General features: G+C 72.5%; 15 protein-coding genes. 8 read left to right on the top strand and 7 right to left on the bottom strand.

The features are described 5' to 3' along the window. Window positions 1–632: 632 nt before the first annotated feature. Window positions 633–2,252, bottom strand: coding sequence for a GMC oxidoreductase (locus tag ACFYV1_RS10105; protein WP_389394959.1), 1,620 nt, complete (start codon window positions 2,250–2,252; stop codon window positions 633–635). 86 nt (window positions 2,253–2,338) lie between these two features. Then, on the bottom strand, window positions 2,339–3,481 hold the full coding sequence (locus tag ACFYV1_RS10100) for a glycosyltransferase family 4 protein (RefSeq protein WP_389394958.1): 1,143 nt from the start codon (window positions 3,479–3,481) through the stop codon (window positions 2,339–2,341). 134 nt (window positions 3,482–3,615) lie between these two features. Here ACFYV1_RS10100 and ACFYV1_RS10095 point away from each other — a divergent pair, with 134 nt between their 5' ends. Beyond that, window positions 3,616–4,854 (top strand): glycosyltransferase 87 family protein, encoded by a 1,239-nt coding sequence (locus ACFYV1_RS10095; protein ID WP_389394957.1) that lies wholly within the window; start codon window positions 3,616–3,618, stop codon window positions 4,852–4,854. Here ACFYV1_RS10095 and ACFYV1_RS10090 read toward each other — a convergent pair. The 5 genes from ACFYV1_RS10090 to ACFYV1_RS10070 form a co-directional block, all read right to left on the bottom strand. Further along, entirely contained in the window at window positions 4,811–6,028 is a 1,218-nt protein-coding gene (locus tag ACFYV1_RS10090; RefSeq protein ID WP_389394956.1) for a hypothetical protein, read from the bottom strand. The two genes, ACFYV1_RS10095 and ACFYV1_RS10090, sit on opposite strands and share 44 nt — an antisense overlap. A gap of 381 nt (window positions 6,029–6,409) precedes the next feature. Next, window positions 6,410–7,459: an NlpC/P60 family protein gene (locus tag ACFYV1_RS10085; protein ID WP_389394955.1), complete on the bottom strand. Its 1,050-nt coding sequence runs from the start codon at window positions 7,457–7,459 to the stop codon at window positions 6,410–6,412. Window positions 7,460–7,694: 235 nt separating this feature from the next. Further along, window positions 7,695–8,720 carry an NlpC/P60 family protein gene (locus tag ACFYV1_RS10080; RefSeq protein ID WP_389394953.1) on the bottom strand — a complete coding sequence of 342 codons (1,026 nt, stop codon included), beginning with the start codon at window positions 8,718–8,720 and terminating at the stop codon, window positions 7,695–7,697. Window positions 8,721–9,041: 321 nt separating this feature from the next. After that, window positions 9,042–10,406, bottom strand: a complete 1,365-nt coding sequence (locus ACFYV1_RS10075) for an NYN domain-containing protein (RefSeq protein ID WP_389394952.1) — start codon at window positions 10,404–10,406, stop codon at window positions 9,042–9,044. Window positions 10,407–10,442: 36 nt separating this feature from the next. Further along, window positions 10,443–10,685 carry a hypothetical protein gene (locus ACFYV1_RS10070; protein WP_389394951.1) on the bottom strand — a complete coding sequence of 81 codons (243 nt, stop codon included), beginning with the start codon at window positions 10,683–10,685 and terminating at the stop codon, window positions 10,443–10,445. Between the two features lie 187 nt (window positions 10,686–10,872). On the opposite strand from ACFYV1_RS10070, the gene ACFYV1_RS10065 reads away from it, so the two are divergent. The 7 genes from ACFYV1_RS10065 (at window position 10,873) to ACFYV1_RS10035 (ending at window position 17,319) form a co-directional block, all read left to right on the top strand. Then, window positions 10,873–11,604 carry a rhomboid family intramembrane serine protease gene (locus ACFYV1_RS10065; protein ID WP_389394950.1) on the top strand — a complete coding sequence of 244 codons (732 nt, stop codon included), beginning with the start codon at window positions 10,873–10,875 and terminating at the stop codon, window positions 11,602–11,604. Further along, on the top strand, window positions 11,601–11,882 hold the full coding sequence (locus ACFYV1_RS10060; RefSeq protein WP_065488891.1) for an Lrp/AsnC family transcriptional regulator: 282 nt from the start codon (window positions 11,601–11,603) through the stop codon (window positions 11,880–11,882). Before ACFYV1_RS10065 ends, ACFYV1_RS10060 begins: the two co-directional genes overlap by 4 nt. Before the next feature lie 411 nt (window positions 11,883–12,293). Further along, window positions 12,294–12,587 (top strand): small hydrophilic protein, encoded by a 294-nt coding sequence (locus ACFYV1_RS10055; RefSeq protein WP_389394949.1) that lies wholly within the window; start codon window positions 12,294–12,296, stop codon window positions 12,585–12,587. Beyond that, window positions 12,562–13,998, top strand: coding sequence for a sensor histidine kinase (locus tag ACFYV1_RS10050; RefSeq protein ID WP_389394948.1), 1,437 nt, complete (start codon window positions 12,562–12,564; stop codon window positions 13,996–13,998). Before ACFYV1_RS10055 ends, ACFYV1_RS10050 begins: the two co-directional genes overlap by 26 nt. Continuing rightward, complete coding sequence (locus tag ACFYV1_RS10045; RefSeq protein ID WP_389394947.1) at window positions 13,995–14,654, top strand: response regulator transcription factor; 660 nt, start codon at window positions 13,995–13,997, stop codon at window positions 14,652–14,654. Before ACFYV1_RS10050 ends, ACFYV1_RS10045 begins: the two co-directional genes overlap by 4 nt. Window positions 14,655–14,731: 77 nt before the next feature. Further along, window positions 14,732–16,162 (top strand): SLC13 family permease, encoded by a 1,431-nt coding sequence (locus tag ACFYV1_RS10040; protein WP_389394946.1) that lies wholly within the window; start codon window positions 14,732–14,734, stop codon window positions 16,160–16,162. After that, entirely contained in the window at window positions 16,159–17,319 is a 1,161-nt protein-coding gene (locus tag ACFYV1_RS10035; protein WP_389394945.1) for a glycerate kinase, read from the top strand. Before ACFYV1_RS10040 ends, ACFYV1_RS10035 begins: the two co-directional genes overlap by 4 nt.

Genomic DNA, 17,319 nt, shown 5'->3' with positions numbered 1-17,319 from the left:
CCGCCCCTTCCGGGCTCCGCCCGGACCCGGTTCGGGGGCTCCGCCCCCGTACCCCCGCGCCTCAAACGCCGGCGAGGCTGAAGTTGCCCCCGCCGGCGCGCTGGTGCCACGCAGCGGCTTCTCCAGCCGGCCGGGGGAACTCTCCCTACGCCTGACGGCGTGCGGGAGGCTCCCGCCCCCCCCGTGGGGCAGTCCGAGAACACCGCATCAAACGCGGTACACCGGCCCCGGCCGGAGCCGGGTACAGGAAGCCGCACAGCCGCAATTCCAGCCCGGCCGGGGGCACCACCCACGGCCGCCAGGCCGCGGGGCGAGACTGAAGCCACCCTCGCGCAGCGGCAATCCCAGCCCGCACGGAGACACCACCCACGGCCGCAAGGGGCGACTCAAACCACCGCACCAAACGCGGTACACCGCCCCCAGCGCAACAACAGACCCGGCCGAAGCCCGATACGGAAGGGATCGCGCAGCCGCAATCCCAGCCCGGACGGGGACACCACCCAAGGCCGCAAGGCCGCAAGGGGAGATTGAGGCCACCGCGCGAAGCGCGGTACGCCGCCCGCAGGGGCAACGGGGCCCGGGCCCTGGGCCGAGCTCGGTTCGGGAAGGGGCGGGGAGGGGAACACGTACGGCTATGCCTCCCCCACCACCCGCGCCAGATTCCGCTCCGCCAGCGCCGTGATCGTCACGAACGGGTTCACCCCCAGCGAGCCCGGTATCAGCGACCCGTCCGTCACGTACACCCCCCTCGCCCCGCGCACCCGGCCGTAGTCGTCCGTCGCGCGGCCCAGGAGGCAGCCGCCCAGCGGGTGGTAGGTGAAGTCGTCCGCGAAGACGCGGTTGGCCCCGAACAGGTCGTACCGGTAGATCGTCGCGTTGGCCCGGTTGACGCGGTCGAAGAGCGCCTTCGCGGCCGCCACGGAGGGCTCGTTCTGGGAGCGGGTCCATTCCAGCCGAGCCGAGTCCGTCGCCGCGTCGTAGCGGAAGCGGCCCCGTTCCGGGTTCCTGGTGATCGCCAGGTAGAGGCTGACCCAGTGTTCGAAGCCCATCGGCAGCGGTGCGATCTCCGCGAACACCGGGTTGGCGGGGTCGGACGGGTTGGTCCAGTCGTCGATGCCGAGCGCGGGCATCGTCGCCTGGTTCGCACCGACCGTGTCCCACACATGGTTCGCGCGGCCGGTCATCACGTTGCCGTTGGGTCCCCACCCCTCACCGACCTCCTCGTCGAGGTCCGGCAGGGCTCCGGTCTCCCTGGCCCGCAGCAGGATCTCCGTGGTGCCCAGGCTGCCCGCCCCGAGGAACAGCCGCCGGCAGCCGATCTCCGAGGTCCCTGTGACGCGGCCGTCCGGAGCGAGCGTGTCGACGCCGAGGACATAGGTGCCGTCCGGCTCCCGGCGCACGTCCCGCACGCGGCTCATGGTCCGTATCGTGACCCGCCCGGTGCCCAGCGCAGCGGCCAGGTACGTCTTGTCGAGGCTGCGTTTGCCGTGGTTGTTGCCGTAGATGACCTCGCCCGCGAGGGCCGACCGCGCCGCCTGCCCGGCCTCTTCGCGCCGCATGTACCCGAAGTCGTAGACGCTGGGCACGAACACGGTCCGCAGTCCGGCGGCGGCCGCGTGTTTGCGGGAGACCCGGGCGAAGCGGTACCACTCGGTGGACTCGAACCACTGGGGGTCGACGGTGTTGACGCCGAGCATCCGCCGGGCCCTGGGGAACCAGGTCCCGTACATCTCCGACGCGTCGACCCGCGGCAGCACCTCGGAGAAGTAAGCCCGCGGGGGTGCCACGGCCATGCCGCCGTTGACGAGGGACCCGCCACCGACGCCGCGCCCCACGAACACGGACATGCCGTCGTGGGCGACCCGGTCGAGGACGCCGGGGTAGGGGCTGATGTCCTTGTTGACGACGTCCAGCCACAGGAAGGTGGCGAGCGGCGCCTCCGTACGGGTGCGGAACCACATGGCCCGCCGGTCCGGCGCGGCCGTTCCGCAGAAGACCTTGCCGTCCGGGCCGGGGGTGTTCCAGAGGCGGCCCATCTCGAGGACGAGCGTGTCGATGCCCGCCTCGCCCAGGCGGAGCGCGGCGACGGCCGCGCCGTATCCGGAGCCGACCACGACGGCGGTCGAGTGGTCGACGGCGGGGGGCTCCACGGCTGCCGCCGAGGAGAGACCGATGCGGGTGAAGCCGAGCGCCGATGCGGCCTGCAGGGCGGCGATGCCCAACAGATGACGACGCGTCAGATGTGGTGTCATGTCCGGAGCATGGGCGCAATTCCGGAATCCGCCCAGCCGTCACGCGGCACCGGACATGACGACCCGTCAAAAATGGTTTACGCAGCTCAGAGAAGTGTCTTCAAACGCTCGGCCAGCAGGTCCCAGCGCCACTTCTCCTCGACCCACGCCCGACCCCGCTCCCCCATCCGCCGGCGCAGCTCCGGGTCCTCCAGCAGCGCGACGATGCGCTCAGCCGACTCCTCGGCCGAGCCTCCGCGCACCACCCAGCCGGTCTCCCCGTCCAGCACCGCGTCGGGCGCACCGCCCGAGTCGCCCGCCACGACCGGCAGTCCGGTCGCCGACGCCTCCAGGTACACGATTCCGAGTCCCTCGACGTCCAGACCGCCCCTGCGGGTACGGCACGGCATGGCGAAGACGTCGCCCGCGCCGTAGTGCGCCGGGAGCTCCGACCACGGGACGGCGCCGGTGAAGCGCACAGAACCCTCCACGCCGGTCTCGGCAGCGAGCCCCCGCAGTTCGTTCTCGTACGGTCCGCCGCCGACGATCAGCAGCACCGCGTCCGGCACCTTCGTGAGGATCGCGGGCATCGCGCGGATCAGGGTGTCCTGCCCCTTGCGCGGCACCAGGCGGGAGACGCACACCACGACCGGCCGGTCGCTCAGACCGAGCCGGCGCCGGACCAGATCCCCGCCGGAGCCTGGGTGGAAGGTCTTCTCGTCCACACCTGGCGGCAGCTGCACCATCCGGCCGGCGGCGTCCGCGGTCAGCGCCGCGGCGATACGCGAGCGCGTGTACTCGCCGAGATACGTGATCGTGTCGGTGCCCTCGCCGATGCGGCGCAGCAACTGCCGGGACGCGGGCAGCTGAGCCCAGCCCGCCTCGTGGCCGTGCGTGGTGGCCACCAGGCGCCGCGCCCCCGCCCTGCGCAGGGCGGGCGCCATCAGCCCGAGCGGGGCGGCCGCCCCGAACCACACGGACTCGCAGCCGTGTTCACGCAGGAGCCGGGTGGCCGCGCGGGTGACCCGCGGGGTCGGCAGCAGCATCGTCGTACGGTCCCGTACGACCGTGAAAGGCTGGTCCGCGTCGAACGCCGCGGTCGCCTCCTCGCCCTCCCGGCCACGCTTCCACGTGGACGCGTAGACGACGAGCTGCCCGGGATCCAGCCGCAGCGCCATGTTGTGCAGGAACGCCTGGATGCCGCCGGGCCTGGGCGGGAAGTCGTTGGTCACGATCAAGGTCTTGTGCATCGCCGCCGACAGTACCGAACGACTCCGCCCCCTGGCTCCTCCACGGCCCCCGCCCGGCCACGCCTCGGCCTCCGGCGCCGGCCCTCCCGGCATCATGGGAACGCCCATTACCGTACGAAAGGGGCGATACGGCCATGGTGCTGCCGAGTCCGGCCCGTTGTCACGTCGCGGTGTGGGTCCTGACGCGGGCGGCACTGCTGCTGTGCGTGCTGAAGGTCGTCACGTACCCGGGGCCCGACGTCACCACCGACGTCTCCGTGATCTATCAGGGCTGGCACGAGGTGCTGCGGACGGGCAGCTACCCGCTGAACGACGTCACCTGGCAGTACCCGCCGGGCGCCGCGCTCGCGATCCTCGCGCCCGGGCTGGTGCCGGGCCTCGGCTACACCTCCGCGTTCTTCCTCGTCGTCCTGCTGTGCGACCTGCTGGTCCTGGTACTGCTGCTGCGCACGGAACGCCGTGCCGCCGCCCGGCGCGGCAGCTGGGTGTGGGTGGCGGGCGTACCGCTGCTCGGCCCCACCGTCTACGCCCGGTACGACCTCATGGTGACCGCGCTCGCGGTGGCCGCACTCCTCGCGGGAGTCCGCCGCCCCAAGGTGATGGGCGCGCTCGCCGGCCTCGGCGCGCTGATGAAGGTGTGGCCGCTGCTGGTCCTCCTCGGCACGCCGCGGGGGCCGGTCACCCGCCGGTCGTGGTCGGCCGCGGGTGTGGCGGTCGTTCTGCCCGCTCTGCTGCTGACCGCCACGATGCCGGGCGCCCTGGCCTTCCTGCTGTCCCAACGCGACCGCGGCACCGAGATCGAGTCGCTGGGCGCCCTGGTGTTCCACGTAGGACGCCACCTGGGCTGGCAGGGGCAGGTCCTGCTCAACTACGGCTCGGTCGAGTTCCTCGGCCCGTACGTGCCGCTGGTCAGCGGACTGGCCCTGGCCCTGTCGCTCGCCGCGCTCGGCGGGCTGGCGGTGTGGCGGGCACGGGCCCGGCGGTTCACGCCCGCCACACCGTGCGACGCCGCCTTCGCCGCCGTGCTGCTGTTCACCACCACGAGCCGGGTGATCAGCCCTCAGTACATGGTGTGGCTGGTCGGGCTGGCGGCGGTGTGCCTGGTGCACCGGTCGAGTCGGATGGTCCGGCCGGCCGTCCTGGTGCTGGCGGCCACCGGGGTGACACAGTTGGAGTTCCCGATGTGGTTCTCCCACGTCGTGGCGAGCGATCCGCTGGGGATCGCGCTGCTCGTGGTGCGCAACGGGCTCCTCGTGGCCGCGACGGCCGACGCGTGCCTGCGGCTCCGGCGGCAGACGGTCACGGGCGGGGAGCAGGCAGGATCCGCGCTCAGCCGAGACGAGCGGTCAGATAGTCCCGCCACATCACGGTGAACTCGGCCGGGGTGACGCCGAATTCCGCGCCCAGCGCGCGCTCCACCGCACCGTCGCGGTGCCGGCCGGCGCCGACGGACCGGTAGAACTCCGTGAGAGCCTCCTCGCCCCAGCGGTCGGCGATCATCTCGCAGGCCAGCTTTCCTCCCTCGTAGGCCCGGGCCAGCGCGCCGGTGTCCCCGCCGAAGGAGAAGTCCCGGTCCTCGGGCAGGCCGGCCGGTACGTCGCCCGCCCGGACCGCCCGCTGCAGTTCCGGCGCCGCCTGTGCGGCCGTGCGCCCCGTGCCCCGGTACGCGACCCAGTCGGCGAACCCCTCCGACAGCCACATCGGGGTCACGGCCGAGGTGTGCGCCCGGGTCGCCACATGAGTCGCCTCATGGGTCAGCACGACGCCCTGCCCGAAATCGCCGAGCAGTCCGTACGCCTGCGGGTTCACCACGATCCGGTCCGCGGGCGCCGTCGCACCGGGGTCCGTCTCGCCGGTGGTCACGGCCGCGATACCCCGGTACCCGGCGGCGGGCCCCCCCAGCAGCCTGCCCATCGCGTCCACCGAGTCCGGTACGAGCACGACGACGCGCCCCGCCCACTCGGACGGCCAGGCGCGGGAGACCGCGGGCACGGCACGGTCGGCGGCTTCCGCGAGGGCACGCAGCCGCTTCTCGTCCTGGCCGACGCCGAGCACCAGGCTGTGCCTGCCGCGTACGACGTCCACATCGCCCTGCTGCCACAGCTGCTGGGGGGCGCCGGTGCCCGGGCGGTCGGCGGTCACGTACCAGCGGCCGTCGCGCACGGCCAGCTCCACGGTGCGCGAGGCGGTCACGGGGGCGGTGTCGTAACCGGCGACGCGGTACCGCACCTCGGTGTCGGCGACGGCCTCGGCGCCGTGCCGGCGCACGTCTTTGATCCGGTACTCCCAGGAACTCAGCGGCACGTCCGCGAGGTTGTCGAACTCGGTGCCCTGCGCGGCCCTCAGCTCGGCCGCACCGGGCTCGAGCGACGCGAGGTACGCGACGCGGTCGTGTTCGAGCAGGGCGGCGGCGCGGGCGTCCAGGGTGTGCCGGATCTCCGCCGCGGCGGGATCGACGGGCCGGTCGGCGACGGCGCACCCGCCGACGAGCACGAGCACGGCGGCTCCGACCCCTGCGGTGCGCTGCGCGCGGCGGTGACGGGCCATCCTGCGATGGTACGCAACGGGGCGCACGGGTGGCCGCTGCGCGGGCCTGTCCCCCCCACCCGCCCCTTCCCGCTGTACCGATGTGCGGCTCCGCCGCACGGGGGCTCCGCCCGGACCCGTGCCGCCCTGGCAGGCGGTGTACCGCGCTTCGCGCGGTGGCCTCGATCTCCCCCTACGGCCCGGCGGCCGTGGATGGTGCCCCGGCCGGGCGCTCGAGGCGCGGGGGTACGGGGGCAGAGCCCCCGAAATGCCGCGCGGAGCGCGGTGAACGGGTCCGGGCCGAGCCCGGTTGCGGGACGGGGGTGCCTCCATGGCCGCCAGGCCAAAGGGGAGGGCAGGGCGGGGTGGGGAAACGGCCCGCCGCAGGCGTGACCGTACCCACTACACCCGCGTCACCGCGTGGACCGGCATCATCCCCACCGGGTCGTACCGCACCGCCGCTCCCGGGTACGGCGCGTGCACCACCTGCCCGTTCCCCACGTACATGCCCACATGGCTCGCGTCGCTCCGGTACGTCACGATGTCCCCCGGCCGTGCCTGCGACAGCGGCACGCGGTGGCCCGCGTTCGCCTGGGCCTGTGATGTGCGGGGGAGGCCGACGCCCGCCTGTGCGTACGACCACTGCACGAGGCCGGAGCAGTCGAAGCCGGACGGCCCGTTCGCGCCCCACACGTAGGGGCGCCCGACGGCGCCGCGCGCCGCCGCCGTCGCCGCCGCCGCGTGCGGGGAAGCGGCCGTGAGCCCGGACAGGGCGGACAGGTCCGGCAGGCCGTCGCGGCCTGAGCGGGCGGGCCGGTCGTACGCCTCGCGCATCTCCTCCGGCAGCGTGTTCAGCAGCCGGCGGGCCTCGCCCAGCTTGTGCTCGACGGTCCGCTTGTGGCGGGTCACCGCGCTCCGGGTGCGTTCCAGTTCCGCGAGGTCCCGCGACGCCTCGGCGCGGTCCTGGCCGAGGCTGCGCTGCTCCCGGCGGAGGTCGCTCAACGCGACGGAGTGCCGTTCGCTGATGCGGGCCAGTCCGGCAGCGGCCTCGAGGTAGCCGTCCGGATCCTGGGAGAGCAGCAGCGCCAGGGCCGGGTCCATGCCGCCGGAACGGTACTGCGCTCCTGCCACGGAGCCGAGCGCTTCGCGCATCCGGTTGATGCGTTCCTGGCTCCTGGCGACCCTGTCCCGTGCGTGTGCGACCTGGTCCTTGAGGTGTTCGACGCGCTCGCCCGCCTCGTTGAACCGCTCCGTGGCGCGCTCCGCCTCCTCGTGGAGCCGGTCGACCTCTGCGCGGGCCGCTTCCGCGCCGGTCGCGGGCTCGGCGCCGGCCGGTGCGGCACCGGCGCCGAGGGCCGCGGCGGCCGTCGCCGCCGCGGCGGACAGGACGACGCCTCTGGCACTTCGGGTGAGGCCGGGTCCGAGTTGTGAGGTTCGGCGGTGGGAAACCACGTGCCGCGCTCCCTTCCGCAGTACTGCCGGGGAGAAACCGGTTCGGTGCGCGGCAGACAGTAGCCGGGTGAACACGGGGTGACCAAGAACCCCACCGGGCATACAAAGTGACGCCCCGCCGGAGACCACAGGTCACCGGCGGGGCGCCACGTCAGAACGAAGAGAGCGAATTCCCCCGTTCGGGCGGGTGTGCACCCGGCCCGAACGATCCGCCCGGCCTCCCGGCCCAGGTGCGTCAGATGCGCACGCCGAACTGGAAGGGCATGTTGTTGATCGACTCGTAGCGCACGTTGGTTCCGCTGCGCGGGGCGTGCAGCACCTGGCCGTTGCCCGCGTAGAAGCCGACGTGGTGCAGGTCGCCGTAGAAAATGACCAGGTCGCCCTGCTTCAGCTGGCTCTGCGAGTAGATGCGGGTACCGGCGTTGGCCTGGGCCTGCGAGGTGCGCGGGATGGAGACACCGGCCTGGCTGAACGCCCAGGAGGTGAGACCGGAGCAGTCGAAGGAGTTGGGGCCGGAGGCGCCGTAGACGTACGGCTTGCCGATCTGGCTCTGGGCGGCCGCGAACGCGGCGGAAGCGCGCTGTGAGGCCGGCACGGCCGGTCCGAGGTCCACGCGGGCGCTGGCGCGGTTCGCGCGGCTCTCGTCGGCGGCGAGCGCCGCACGCTCCGCGGCGGTGAGGGAGTTCAGGAGCTTCTGCGCCTCGGCGAGCTTGCCCTGGACCTCCTTCTTCTTCTCACCCAGCGTCTTGCGCGTCTCGGCCAGGTCGCCGAGCTTGCTCTGGGCCTCCTGGCGCTGCTGCGCGAGGGTGCGCTGCTTGGCCTGGATCTCCTGGATCGCCTCGGTCTGTTTGGCACCGAGCTGGTCCAGCGCGGAGGCCTTGTCCAGGTAGGTGTCCGGGTCGCCGGAGAGGAAGAGCTGCACGGACGGGTCTATGCCGCCGGTGCGGTACTGGGCGCTCGCGACCGAACCCAGGCTGTCCCGCAGGGTGTTGAGCTCGTCCTGTCCGCGGGCGACCTTGTCCTGCAGCGCGTCGATCTGCTCGTCGAGCTTCTCCTGCTGCTCCTTGGCCCCGTTGTACTTCTCGGTGGCCTGCTCCGCCTCCTGGTAGAGCTTGTCGACCTTCTCCTTGACCTCGCTCTTGCTCGGCTTCGGGTCGGCCTGAGCGGTCTGGGCGGTCAGGGCGACGGCGGCAGCGGCGGTCGCGGTGAGCACGGTCACGCGGGTGCGGCTCGGCTGCTTGGGACGACGGTGGGACGCCACGAAGGCGAGCTCCTTCTTCCTCGAGCCGCCTACCGGGCAGTGGGGGGACGTGGATCCCCGGCGTCCGCGCATCGTGTCCCTGGGGGAAATGGGGTCGAACTGCACGAACTCGGCGGTTCCTTCGCTGTCACCCCGGATGGGCGATCAACCGCGCGAAGGTTCGAGGCATGACCCTAGTGACCTTCTTGTGATCAGTTCAAATCCCCACAGGGAAAATCTTACCCACGGAGACCATTCTTTACTCTCATCACACGCGTAGTAGTGGGAACTTGACGCAACGTCCCGCCCGCGGCGCACCAAATCGGGCATAAGTCGCGGTAGTTACGAGGCGCGCGAAAGCCGCTTCAGCAACAAGGCGGACGCGACCGGCCTGGCACCCGCCTTCGCGACGCCGTCGGCAACCTCGCGGTCGGTGGACACCACCACCACGGGTCGGCCGGGCGGCTCGGCACGCACCAGCTGACGGATCAGCTCGTCCGCCGTCACTCCGGCCTTGGAGAACAGCACACGGACGCCGCGCGGTGGCGCCAGCAGTACGGGCGCGGCCAGTTCGGCACCGTCGAAGACACAGGTGATCTCGGCGCCGGAACGGGCGGCGAGCATCGACAGGCCGCCCAGGAGCCGCAGCCGCTGCTTCTCCAGCGGCATCGTCGGATAACCCGTCTTGGTGACGTTGTAGCCGTCGACGACCAGATGCGCCTGGGGCAGCGCCAGCAGCTGGTCGAGCAGTGCGGGATCCGTCTCGGAGAGCGCCCTCGCCGCGATGTCCTTGGGCGACATCCGCCCCGGCTCCACGGCGTCCACGGTGTCGGCCGGATGCATACCCGCCGGCGGGAGGGCGAGCTCGCGGCGCAGCCCCTGGGCCGCGTCGAGCACCGTGTCCAGGAGCAGCCGCAGCCGCATGTCCTCGACGGAACGACCCTCACGGGCGGCCCGGCGGCCGGCCTCGACCGCCGCCTCGGCCTCCGCCAGCCGCGCCTTGAGCCGCCGCGTCTCGCTCTCGGCGGCCGACACCTGGGCCGCGGCCTGGGCCCGGATGCCGTCGATCTCCGCCTCCCTGCGGCGCAGGGCGGCCTCCCCGCGCTTCACATCGGCCTGGGCGCTGCGCAGCTTGCGGTGGACGGACTCGCTCTCCTTGCGGGCGCCGTCCAGCTCGGCCCGGAGCCGCTCGGTCTCGGCCTTTACCTGGCCGCGGGCCTCCGCCAGTTCCTCACGCAGCCGGTCGACCTCGCGGCGGCCGGCCTCGTCGGCACGCTCCGCGTCGGCCCGCTGGACCTCCTCACCGGCGGCGGCGACCATTTTGACCCAGCCCACGGGGCGCAGCACATAGGCGGCGGCCGCCACGTCGACCGGGTCGGCGGCCGCCGGCGGCGAGCCGGACTCGAGTGCCTTGGCCAGCTCCGGCTGCGTCTTGCCGAGCCGTTCGCCGATGCGCTGGCGGAAGACGGCGTCGGCCTCCAGCGCGGCGGCCATCGCGTTCCCGGCGAACTTGGCGCGCCGCGTCGGGGTGAAGCGGGCGTACTGGCGCAGCTGGGTGGGCAGTTCGGAGACCGTCAGGCCGCCGAACGCGTCGGAGACCAGAGCGACGACCCGCCGTCGTACGCCTTCCGGCAGCGGTCGGTCGAGCGCCTCGGCGGCGTCACCGGCCGCACCGGCCGGCTCCGCGCCGTTCTCCGGCTGCCCCACGATCCGTCACCCCAACCACCCATGCGGGCCGCTCCGTCAGGAAGCTGTTCCCGGCCTGTCCACCAGCTCGATCTGGTCCACCGCGTTGCACCACCGGCAGCGGACCGACTCGATGGTCTCACTGACGACCTCGCGCTCCTCCACGCTCGGCTCTCCGGCCAGGTCCAGATGGACGTACTCGACGACCTTGGACGAGCGTGTGACGTCGAAGCGCGTGAGGTTGCCGCAAAGCGTGCAGCGCCACCGGGTGTCTGCCGTCGGCGAGGGAACCGTCGTCATGGTGCCGTCCTCTTGTCTCGTGCGAGTGCGGGTACCGCGGTGCGCCGTCGAACTGCGGATGTACTGCTTGCAACCCTACGGGTAAGGGGGTACCCGTTGCTCACGCGGAGCCGGGCTCGGTGGAGGGTACCGGGTGTCGCGGCGAGGCGCTCTGTACCGTTCGCTCCCGCTACGCCATGCTCTGTCCATGATCAGTCGGTGGACCACGGCCAGGGATGCGCTCAAAAACGCGGCGACGGGGCCCGCGGTGACCTACGGCCTGATCGCCGTCTGTTGCGCGATCTTCGTCATCAGTCCCGTCTCCGGCCTCAACCCGGCGTACGGCCTCGGTGACCGGCTGCTCGCGGCCCAGGCCGGGTACTTCGAACGCTGGGGTGTGATCCCGGCCGAGCTGATGGGGAACTCCCTGAGCGCCCTGCTCACCCCGCTCACCGCGCTGTTCGTCCACGGCAGCTGGCTGCACCTGCTGGGGAACCTCCTCTTTCTCTTCGTCTTCGGCGCGATGACGGAGGAGCGGATGGGGCAGGTCCAGTTCCTGGTCTTCTACACGGTGGCGGGCTATCTCGCGCTCCTGGTCTACGCGGCGGTCAACGCCGACTCCGAGCAGACCCTGGTGGGGGCCTCGGGGGCGATCTCCGCCGTACTCGGAGCGTTCCTCTTCCTCTTCCCGAAGGCCCGTGTCACCAGTCTCTTCCCCTTTCTCTTCTTCCTGCCGCTGCGCTTCCCCGCGTGGGCGGTGCTGATCTTCTGGTTCGTGCTGCAGTGGCTGGCGGCCAGGGGCGCGGACAGCGGACCGGGCGTCGCGTATCTGGCGCACCTGGTCGGGTTCGGGGTCGGCTTCGTCTACGCGTGGGGCCGCTACGGGCGTGGGACTAGAGTGAACGCAACTGCAGCGACCGAGGGAGAAAGCCAGCCGTGATCACCGCGATCGTGCTCATCAAGACCAGCGTGGACCGTATCCCCGAGATCGCCGAGTCGATCGCCGCGCTGGACAGTGTCAGCGAGGTCTTCTCCGTCACCGGCACCTACGATCTGATCGCCATGGTGCGGGTGGCCAGGCACGACGACCTGGCGGACGTCATCCCCGGCCGGATCAGCAAGATCCCGGGCGTCGAGGGCACCGACACCCATGTCGCCTTCCGCACCTACTCGCAGCACGACCTGGAGGCCGCGTTCGCGATCGGCCTGGACGCCTAGATCTCTCGTTTGGATCAGGCCGGATCAGCGAGTGGGGGTCCCCCACGCCCGCAGGGCGCAGGGGGAGGGTCTGGTGCCGTGCATCGCAAGGCGGAGGAAGGAGCCCACGCGGAGGGGGCACCTCCCGTGCCAGGAGGGCTACGGAGGAGTCGGCGACTGACGGCAACGCAGCGAGGTGCGGTGCCAGGGCACGCGAGCCCGGCAGGATCCGAACGAAAGACCCCGGCCTCGGGGGTACCTCCCGTGCCGGGGGAGGACGGCGGACCGGTCGTCCCGGTCGCGGGCGCCCCGGCCGCAAGGCAGGCGTGCCGCCCGGTCGAGCCCGAGAGGCCCGCGTCCGGGAGCCGAAGATGAAGAAGTCCTCATCCAGGGCTCATCCGTGCTTACTCCCCCGCCGCAAGGCTGACAGACATGGCTTTCACCCACCGCTTGATGACGCTCGCCGCAGTCGTCGCCATCCCGCTCGGAATCGCCGCGACGAGCTACGCCCTGACCGAAGCGCCGGAGACGCCCCGGGTGCCGCCCGCCGTCGAGCTGGACGCCACCCCGCGGCCGGCCTCCCCGGCGTCGGGGAGCCCGGTCGGCAGCCCGTCCGGGACACCGTCCGCCCCGTCCACCGGCCCCGGCCCGGGCACCGACGCGGTCGTGCCCGGCCCCGCTGCCACCGACGACGACGACGATGACGACGTCGGTGAAGAGAACTGACCGCCGGATCTCCGCACGGGTCCGCATCCTGCTCTGGCTGCTGCTGATGATGGCGGTGGCCCTCGCCGCCGTCGCCACGACCACCCGCTCGATCCTGCTGCGCGACATCGACCACCGGATCAACCAGCTGCTCACCCAGGAGACGCAGGAGTTCGGCAACTTCGTCCCGCAGGGCGTCGACCCGGACACCGGCCGTACCTTCACCGACCCCGAGAAGCTGCTGCGGGTCTTCCTGCAGCGCCAGTACTCCGATCCCGACGAGGAGTTGCTCGGGCTGACCCGGCCCAGCGGGCAGGGCCTGCACGTCATACGGCAGTCCCGCGACATCCGGGCCTCCGTCGCGCTCCACCCCGACCGGGCCTCCCTCTCCGCGATCCTCGATTCGAAGGCCTCCTCCGGTGTGCTGCGGCGGCCGGCCGGCGAGGTGCGCTGGGCGAAGGTCCCGATCGACGCGGTGGGTGACGCCCCGGCGGCCTTCGTCGTCGCCTTCCACGCCGACCGCGAACGCTCCGTCGCCGACGCCGCGTTCCGCACTCTGCTGGTCATCTCGGGGGTGGCGCTGCTGCTGACGACGGGGATCGGCTGGGCGGTCGCCGGCCGGATCCTGGCGCCCGTACGCGTGGTCCGGGCGACCGCCGAGCAGCTGACCGAGCAGGACCTGACCCAGCGGATCCCGGTCCAGGGCCGCGACGACATCGCCGCGCTCGCCGAGACCTTCAACGCCATGCTCGACCGGCTGGAGCGGGCCTTCGCCGGCCAGCGCCAGTTCGTCGACGACGCCGGGCACGAGTTGCGCACTCCCATCACCATCGTCCGCGGTCATCTGGAGGTCATGGGCGACGACCCGGCCGAACAGCGCGAGACGATCCGTCTGGTCACCGACGAGCTCGACCGGATGAGCCGGATCGTCGAGGACCTGCTGCTGCTCGCCAAGGCCGAGCGCCCCGACTTCATCCGCCCCGAGCCGGTGCAGCTGGGCGAGCTGACCGCCGACGTGTTCGTGAAGGCGAGGGCGCTGGGCGAGCGGGACTGGGTCCTGGACCAGGTCGCCGACCGCGAGGCGGTGCTCGACCCGCAGCGCATCACCCAGGCGATGGTGCAGCTGGCGCAGAACGCCGTCCAGCACACGGCCCCCGGCGCCCGGATAGGAATCGGGTCCCGCGATCTCGACGGGCGGGTCGAGCTGTACGTCGCCGACAGCGGGCCCGGCGTCCAGGAGCAGGACGCCGAGGTGATCTTCGAACGTTTCCGCCGCGGCACCGCCCGCCGCGGCACCCGCACCAGTGGCGCGGGACTCGGCCTGTCCATCGTCCGGGCCATCGCGGAGGGGCATCGCGGCGGCCGTGTCGAACTGCGTCGCACCGACGGCGGCGGAGCGACATTCGTACTCGTCATGGAGGAAGCGCTGTGAACCGCATTCTGATCGCGGAGGACGAGGACCGGATCGCGTCCTTCGTCGAGAAGGGGCTGCGCTCCAACGGCTTCACCACCACGGTCGCCGCCGACGGCGACACTGCGCTGGACTACGCCGTCACCGGTGGCTTCGACCTGATGCTGCTCGACATCGGCCTGCCGGGCCGGGACGGTTTCACCGTGCTGCGCGAGCTGCGCGAGGCGCGGGTGACGCTGCCGGTCGTCGTGTTGACGGCCCGCGACTCGGTACGGGACACCGTGGCCGGGTTGGAGGGCGGGGCCGACGACTGGATGACCAAACCGTTCCGGTTCGAGGAGCTGCTGGCCCGGGTGCGGCTGCGGCTGCGCACCGCGGCCCGCGCCCCGGAGGTGACGGTGCTGCGCAGCAAGGACCTGAGCCTTGATCTGCGCACCCGCCGGGCCCGGGCGTCCGAGCGCACCGTGGACCTGACGGCACGTGAGTTCGTGCTGCTGGAGCTGTTCCTGCGCCATCTTGGCCAGGTGCTGTCCCGCGAGCAGATCCTGTCCCATGTGTGGGGGTACGACTTCGATCCCGGCTCGAACATCGTGGACGTGTATGTGAGGGCGCTGCGCAAGAAGCTGGGCGCCGAGCGCCTGGAGACCGTACGGGGCATGGGCTACCGTATGCCGTAGAACGGCACGGACCGGGATGAACTTTCCCTCATCCGGGCCTCATCGGCGGCTCACGGCCCGCTCGCAGACTGATCGTCGTGACCCTCTCCCTCCGCCAGGCGGTCTGGCTGTGCGCGGCGCTCAGCGTCTGCGGGCTGCTCGCCGTCCCCTCCGCCCTCCCCTCGCTGAACGGTGAAGCCCGGCTCACGCTCGTCGTGTTCGCCCTCGCCACCTGCGCCTGGATCGCCGCTCCCGTCGACGACACCTACACGGCGCTCGGGGCGGGGCTGGCTCTCACCGCGACCGGGGTGATCAGCGCCGACACGCTGTTCGCCACCCTCGGTGACGAGACGATCTGGCTGCTGATCTGCGCGTTCGTCCTCGCCGCCGCGGTCGCGAGGACCGGGCTCGCCGGCCGTGCGGCGGCCTTCCTGGTCAGTGGGGCGCGCACGGTACGGCAGTTGGTGCATCTGACGACTGCCGCGCTGGTGGTCACGGCTTTCGCCGTACCGGCCACCTCGGGGCGTGCCGCACTGGCCATGCCGGTGTTCCTCGCGCTGGCCAAGGTGCTGGCCGACCGGCGGCGGCTGGTGGTGATGCTGGCGCTGCTCTTCCCCACGGTCGTTCTGCTCTCCGCGGTCGCGACCCTCATCGGAGCGGGTGCGCACCTGATCACCGTCAGCGTGCTGTGGGAGCAGACCGGTGAGCGGCTCGGGTTCGTCGAGTGGCTGCTGCTGGGTCTGCCGCTGGCGGTCGTCTCGTCCCATCTGGCCGCTGAGACGGTCCTGTTGACGACGACCTCGCGGGCGGAGCGGCGCGGGCCGGTGAAGATCACGGCCGAGTCGCTCCAGGAACACTCCCCCACCCCCGTGACAGGTCCGCTGACCACCCCGGAGGCCCGGTGCGTGATGCTGCTGGGCACGGTGGTGGCCCTGTGGTGCAGTGAACCGCTGCACGGGGTGCCGCCGGCCCTGGTCGCACTGATCGGCGCGGTCGTGGCGGCCTCGCCCGCTCTGGGGACCGTACGTCTGAAGGACGGGCTGCGAACGGTGCCGTGGCCGTTGCTGCTCTTCATGGCGGCGACGACCGCGATGGGGGTGGCGCTGTCCGACTCCGGCGCGGCGGGGTGGCTGGTGGGCCGGCTGCCGGACGGGCTGCCCGCCTGGCTGTTCCTCACCGTGATCGTGCTGGTCAGTACGGCCGCGCATCTCGTCCTGCAGTCGCGCTCCGCCCGCTCCTCCGTCCTTGTCCCGCTGGTGGTGGCCGCGGCCGTCGGCGCCGGGGTCAATCCGGTCGCGGCGGCGCTCGCGTCCACCGCCGCGGCCGGTTTCTGTCACACGCTGCCCGCCTCCGCCAAGCCGGTCACGCTCTTCTTCGACCCGCCGGACGGTGTGCCCACGTTCACCTCCCGCGATCTGCTGCGGCTGTCCGCCCTGCTCGCCCCGCTCAGCGCCGCCGTGGTGCTGCTGTTCGCCCTCGCCGTCTGGCCGCTGTTCGGCGTGCCCGTCCTTCTGGAGACCCAGCCATGAGCCGTACCCCCTACCGCATCGCCGTCGCACCGAGCGGCTTCAAGGAGTCGCTGACCGCCCATGAGGCCGCCGAGTCGATCGCGCGGGGCCTGCGCAGGGTGGTACCCGACGCCGTCATCGATCTGATCCCGCTGGTGGACGGCGGTGAGGGTACGGCGGAGGCGCTGGCGGCCGCGACCGGCGGCAGGCTCGTGCCACGCATCGCGACCGGGCCGCTCGGCAGCCCCGTGCACACGCACTTCGCGCTGCTGGGCGACGGCACCGCCGTCGTGGAGATGGCCGCCGTCGCCGGGCTTGCTCTGGTGCCGCCGGACCGCCGCGACCCGTGCGCCACCACCACCTACGGCGTGGGAGAGCTGGTCCGTGCCGCGCTGGACACCGGTGCGCGCAGGATCCTGGTCGGCTGCGGCGACTCCGGCACGTCCGACGGCGGGGCGGGCGCGCTTCAGGCCCTCGGCGTCCGGCTCCTGGACGCCGAGGGAGTCGAGTTGCCCCGAGGGGGGCGGGAGTTGCGGCGCCTGGACCGCATCGACACCGCCGGCCTCGATGCGCGGGTCGCCGGTGCGGAGATCCTGGTGGCGTGCAACCCGTACAACGTCCTGTGCGGACGGCACGGTGTCGCCCGGGTCTTCGGCCCCCAGAAGGGCGCGACACCGGCGCAGGTCGAGATGCTGTCGGCGGCCCTCGAACGGTGGGCGGCGCTGCTCACCGACACGCTGCCGGTCCCGGTCGATCTGCGGACGGCCCCCGGCACCGGGGCGTCGGGCGGTCTGGGCGCGGGGCTCGCCGCGCTCGGCGCCCGGCTGCTGCCACGCTTCGACGTGCTGCTGGACCATGTGGATCTGGACGCCCGGCTGGCCCGCGCCGATCTGGTGATCACCGCGGAGGGCGCCCTGGACCAGCAGACCGTGCGCGGCAAGGTCCCTGCCGAGGTGGCGCACCGGGCGCGCGCCGCCGAAAAGCCCGTACTGGCGCTCGCCGGGACGCTCGGCGCCGGCGTCCGCGAGATCACCGCCGCGGGCGTGGACGCCTACGGCTCGATCGTGCCGGCGCCCGTGGCGCTGCCAGAGGCCCTGGACCGGGCAGGCGAGTTCCTCGCCGACGCCGCCGAGCGGGCGCTGCGGATGGTGCTGGTCGGCACCCGTCTCGCGGCCTGA

It is taken from the genome of Streptomyces sp. NPDC003023 (assembly GCF_042888225.1).
Lineage (GTDB): Bacteria > Actinomycetota > Actinomycetes > Streptomycetales > Streptomycetaceae > Streptomyces.
This window is presented reverse-complemented; position numbering and strand designations above follow the sequence as displayed.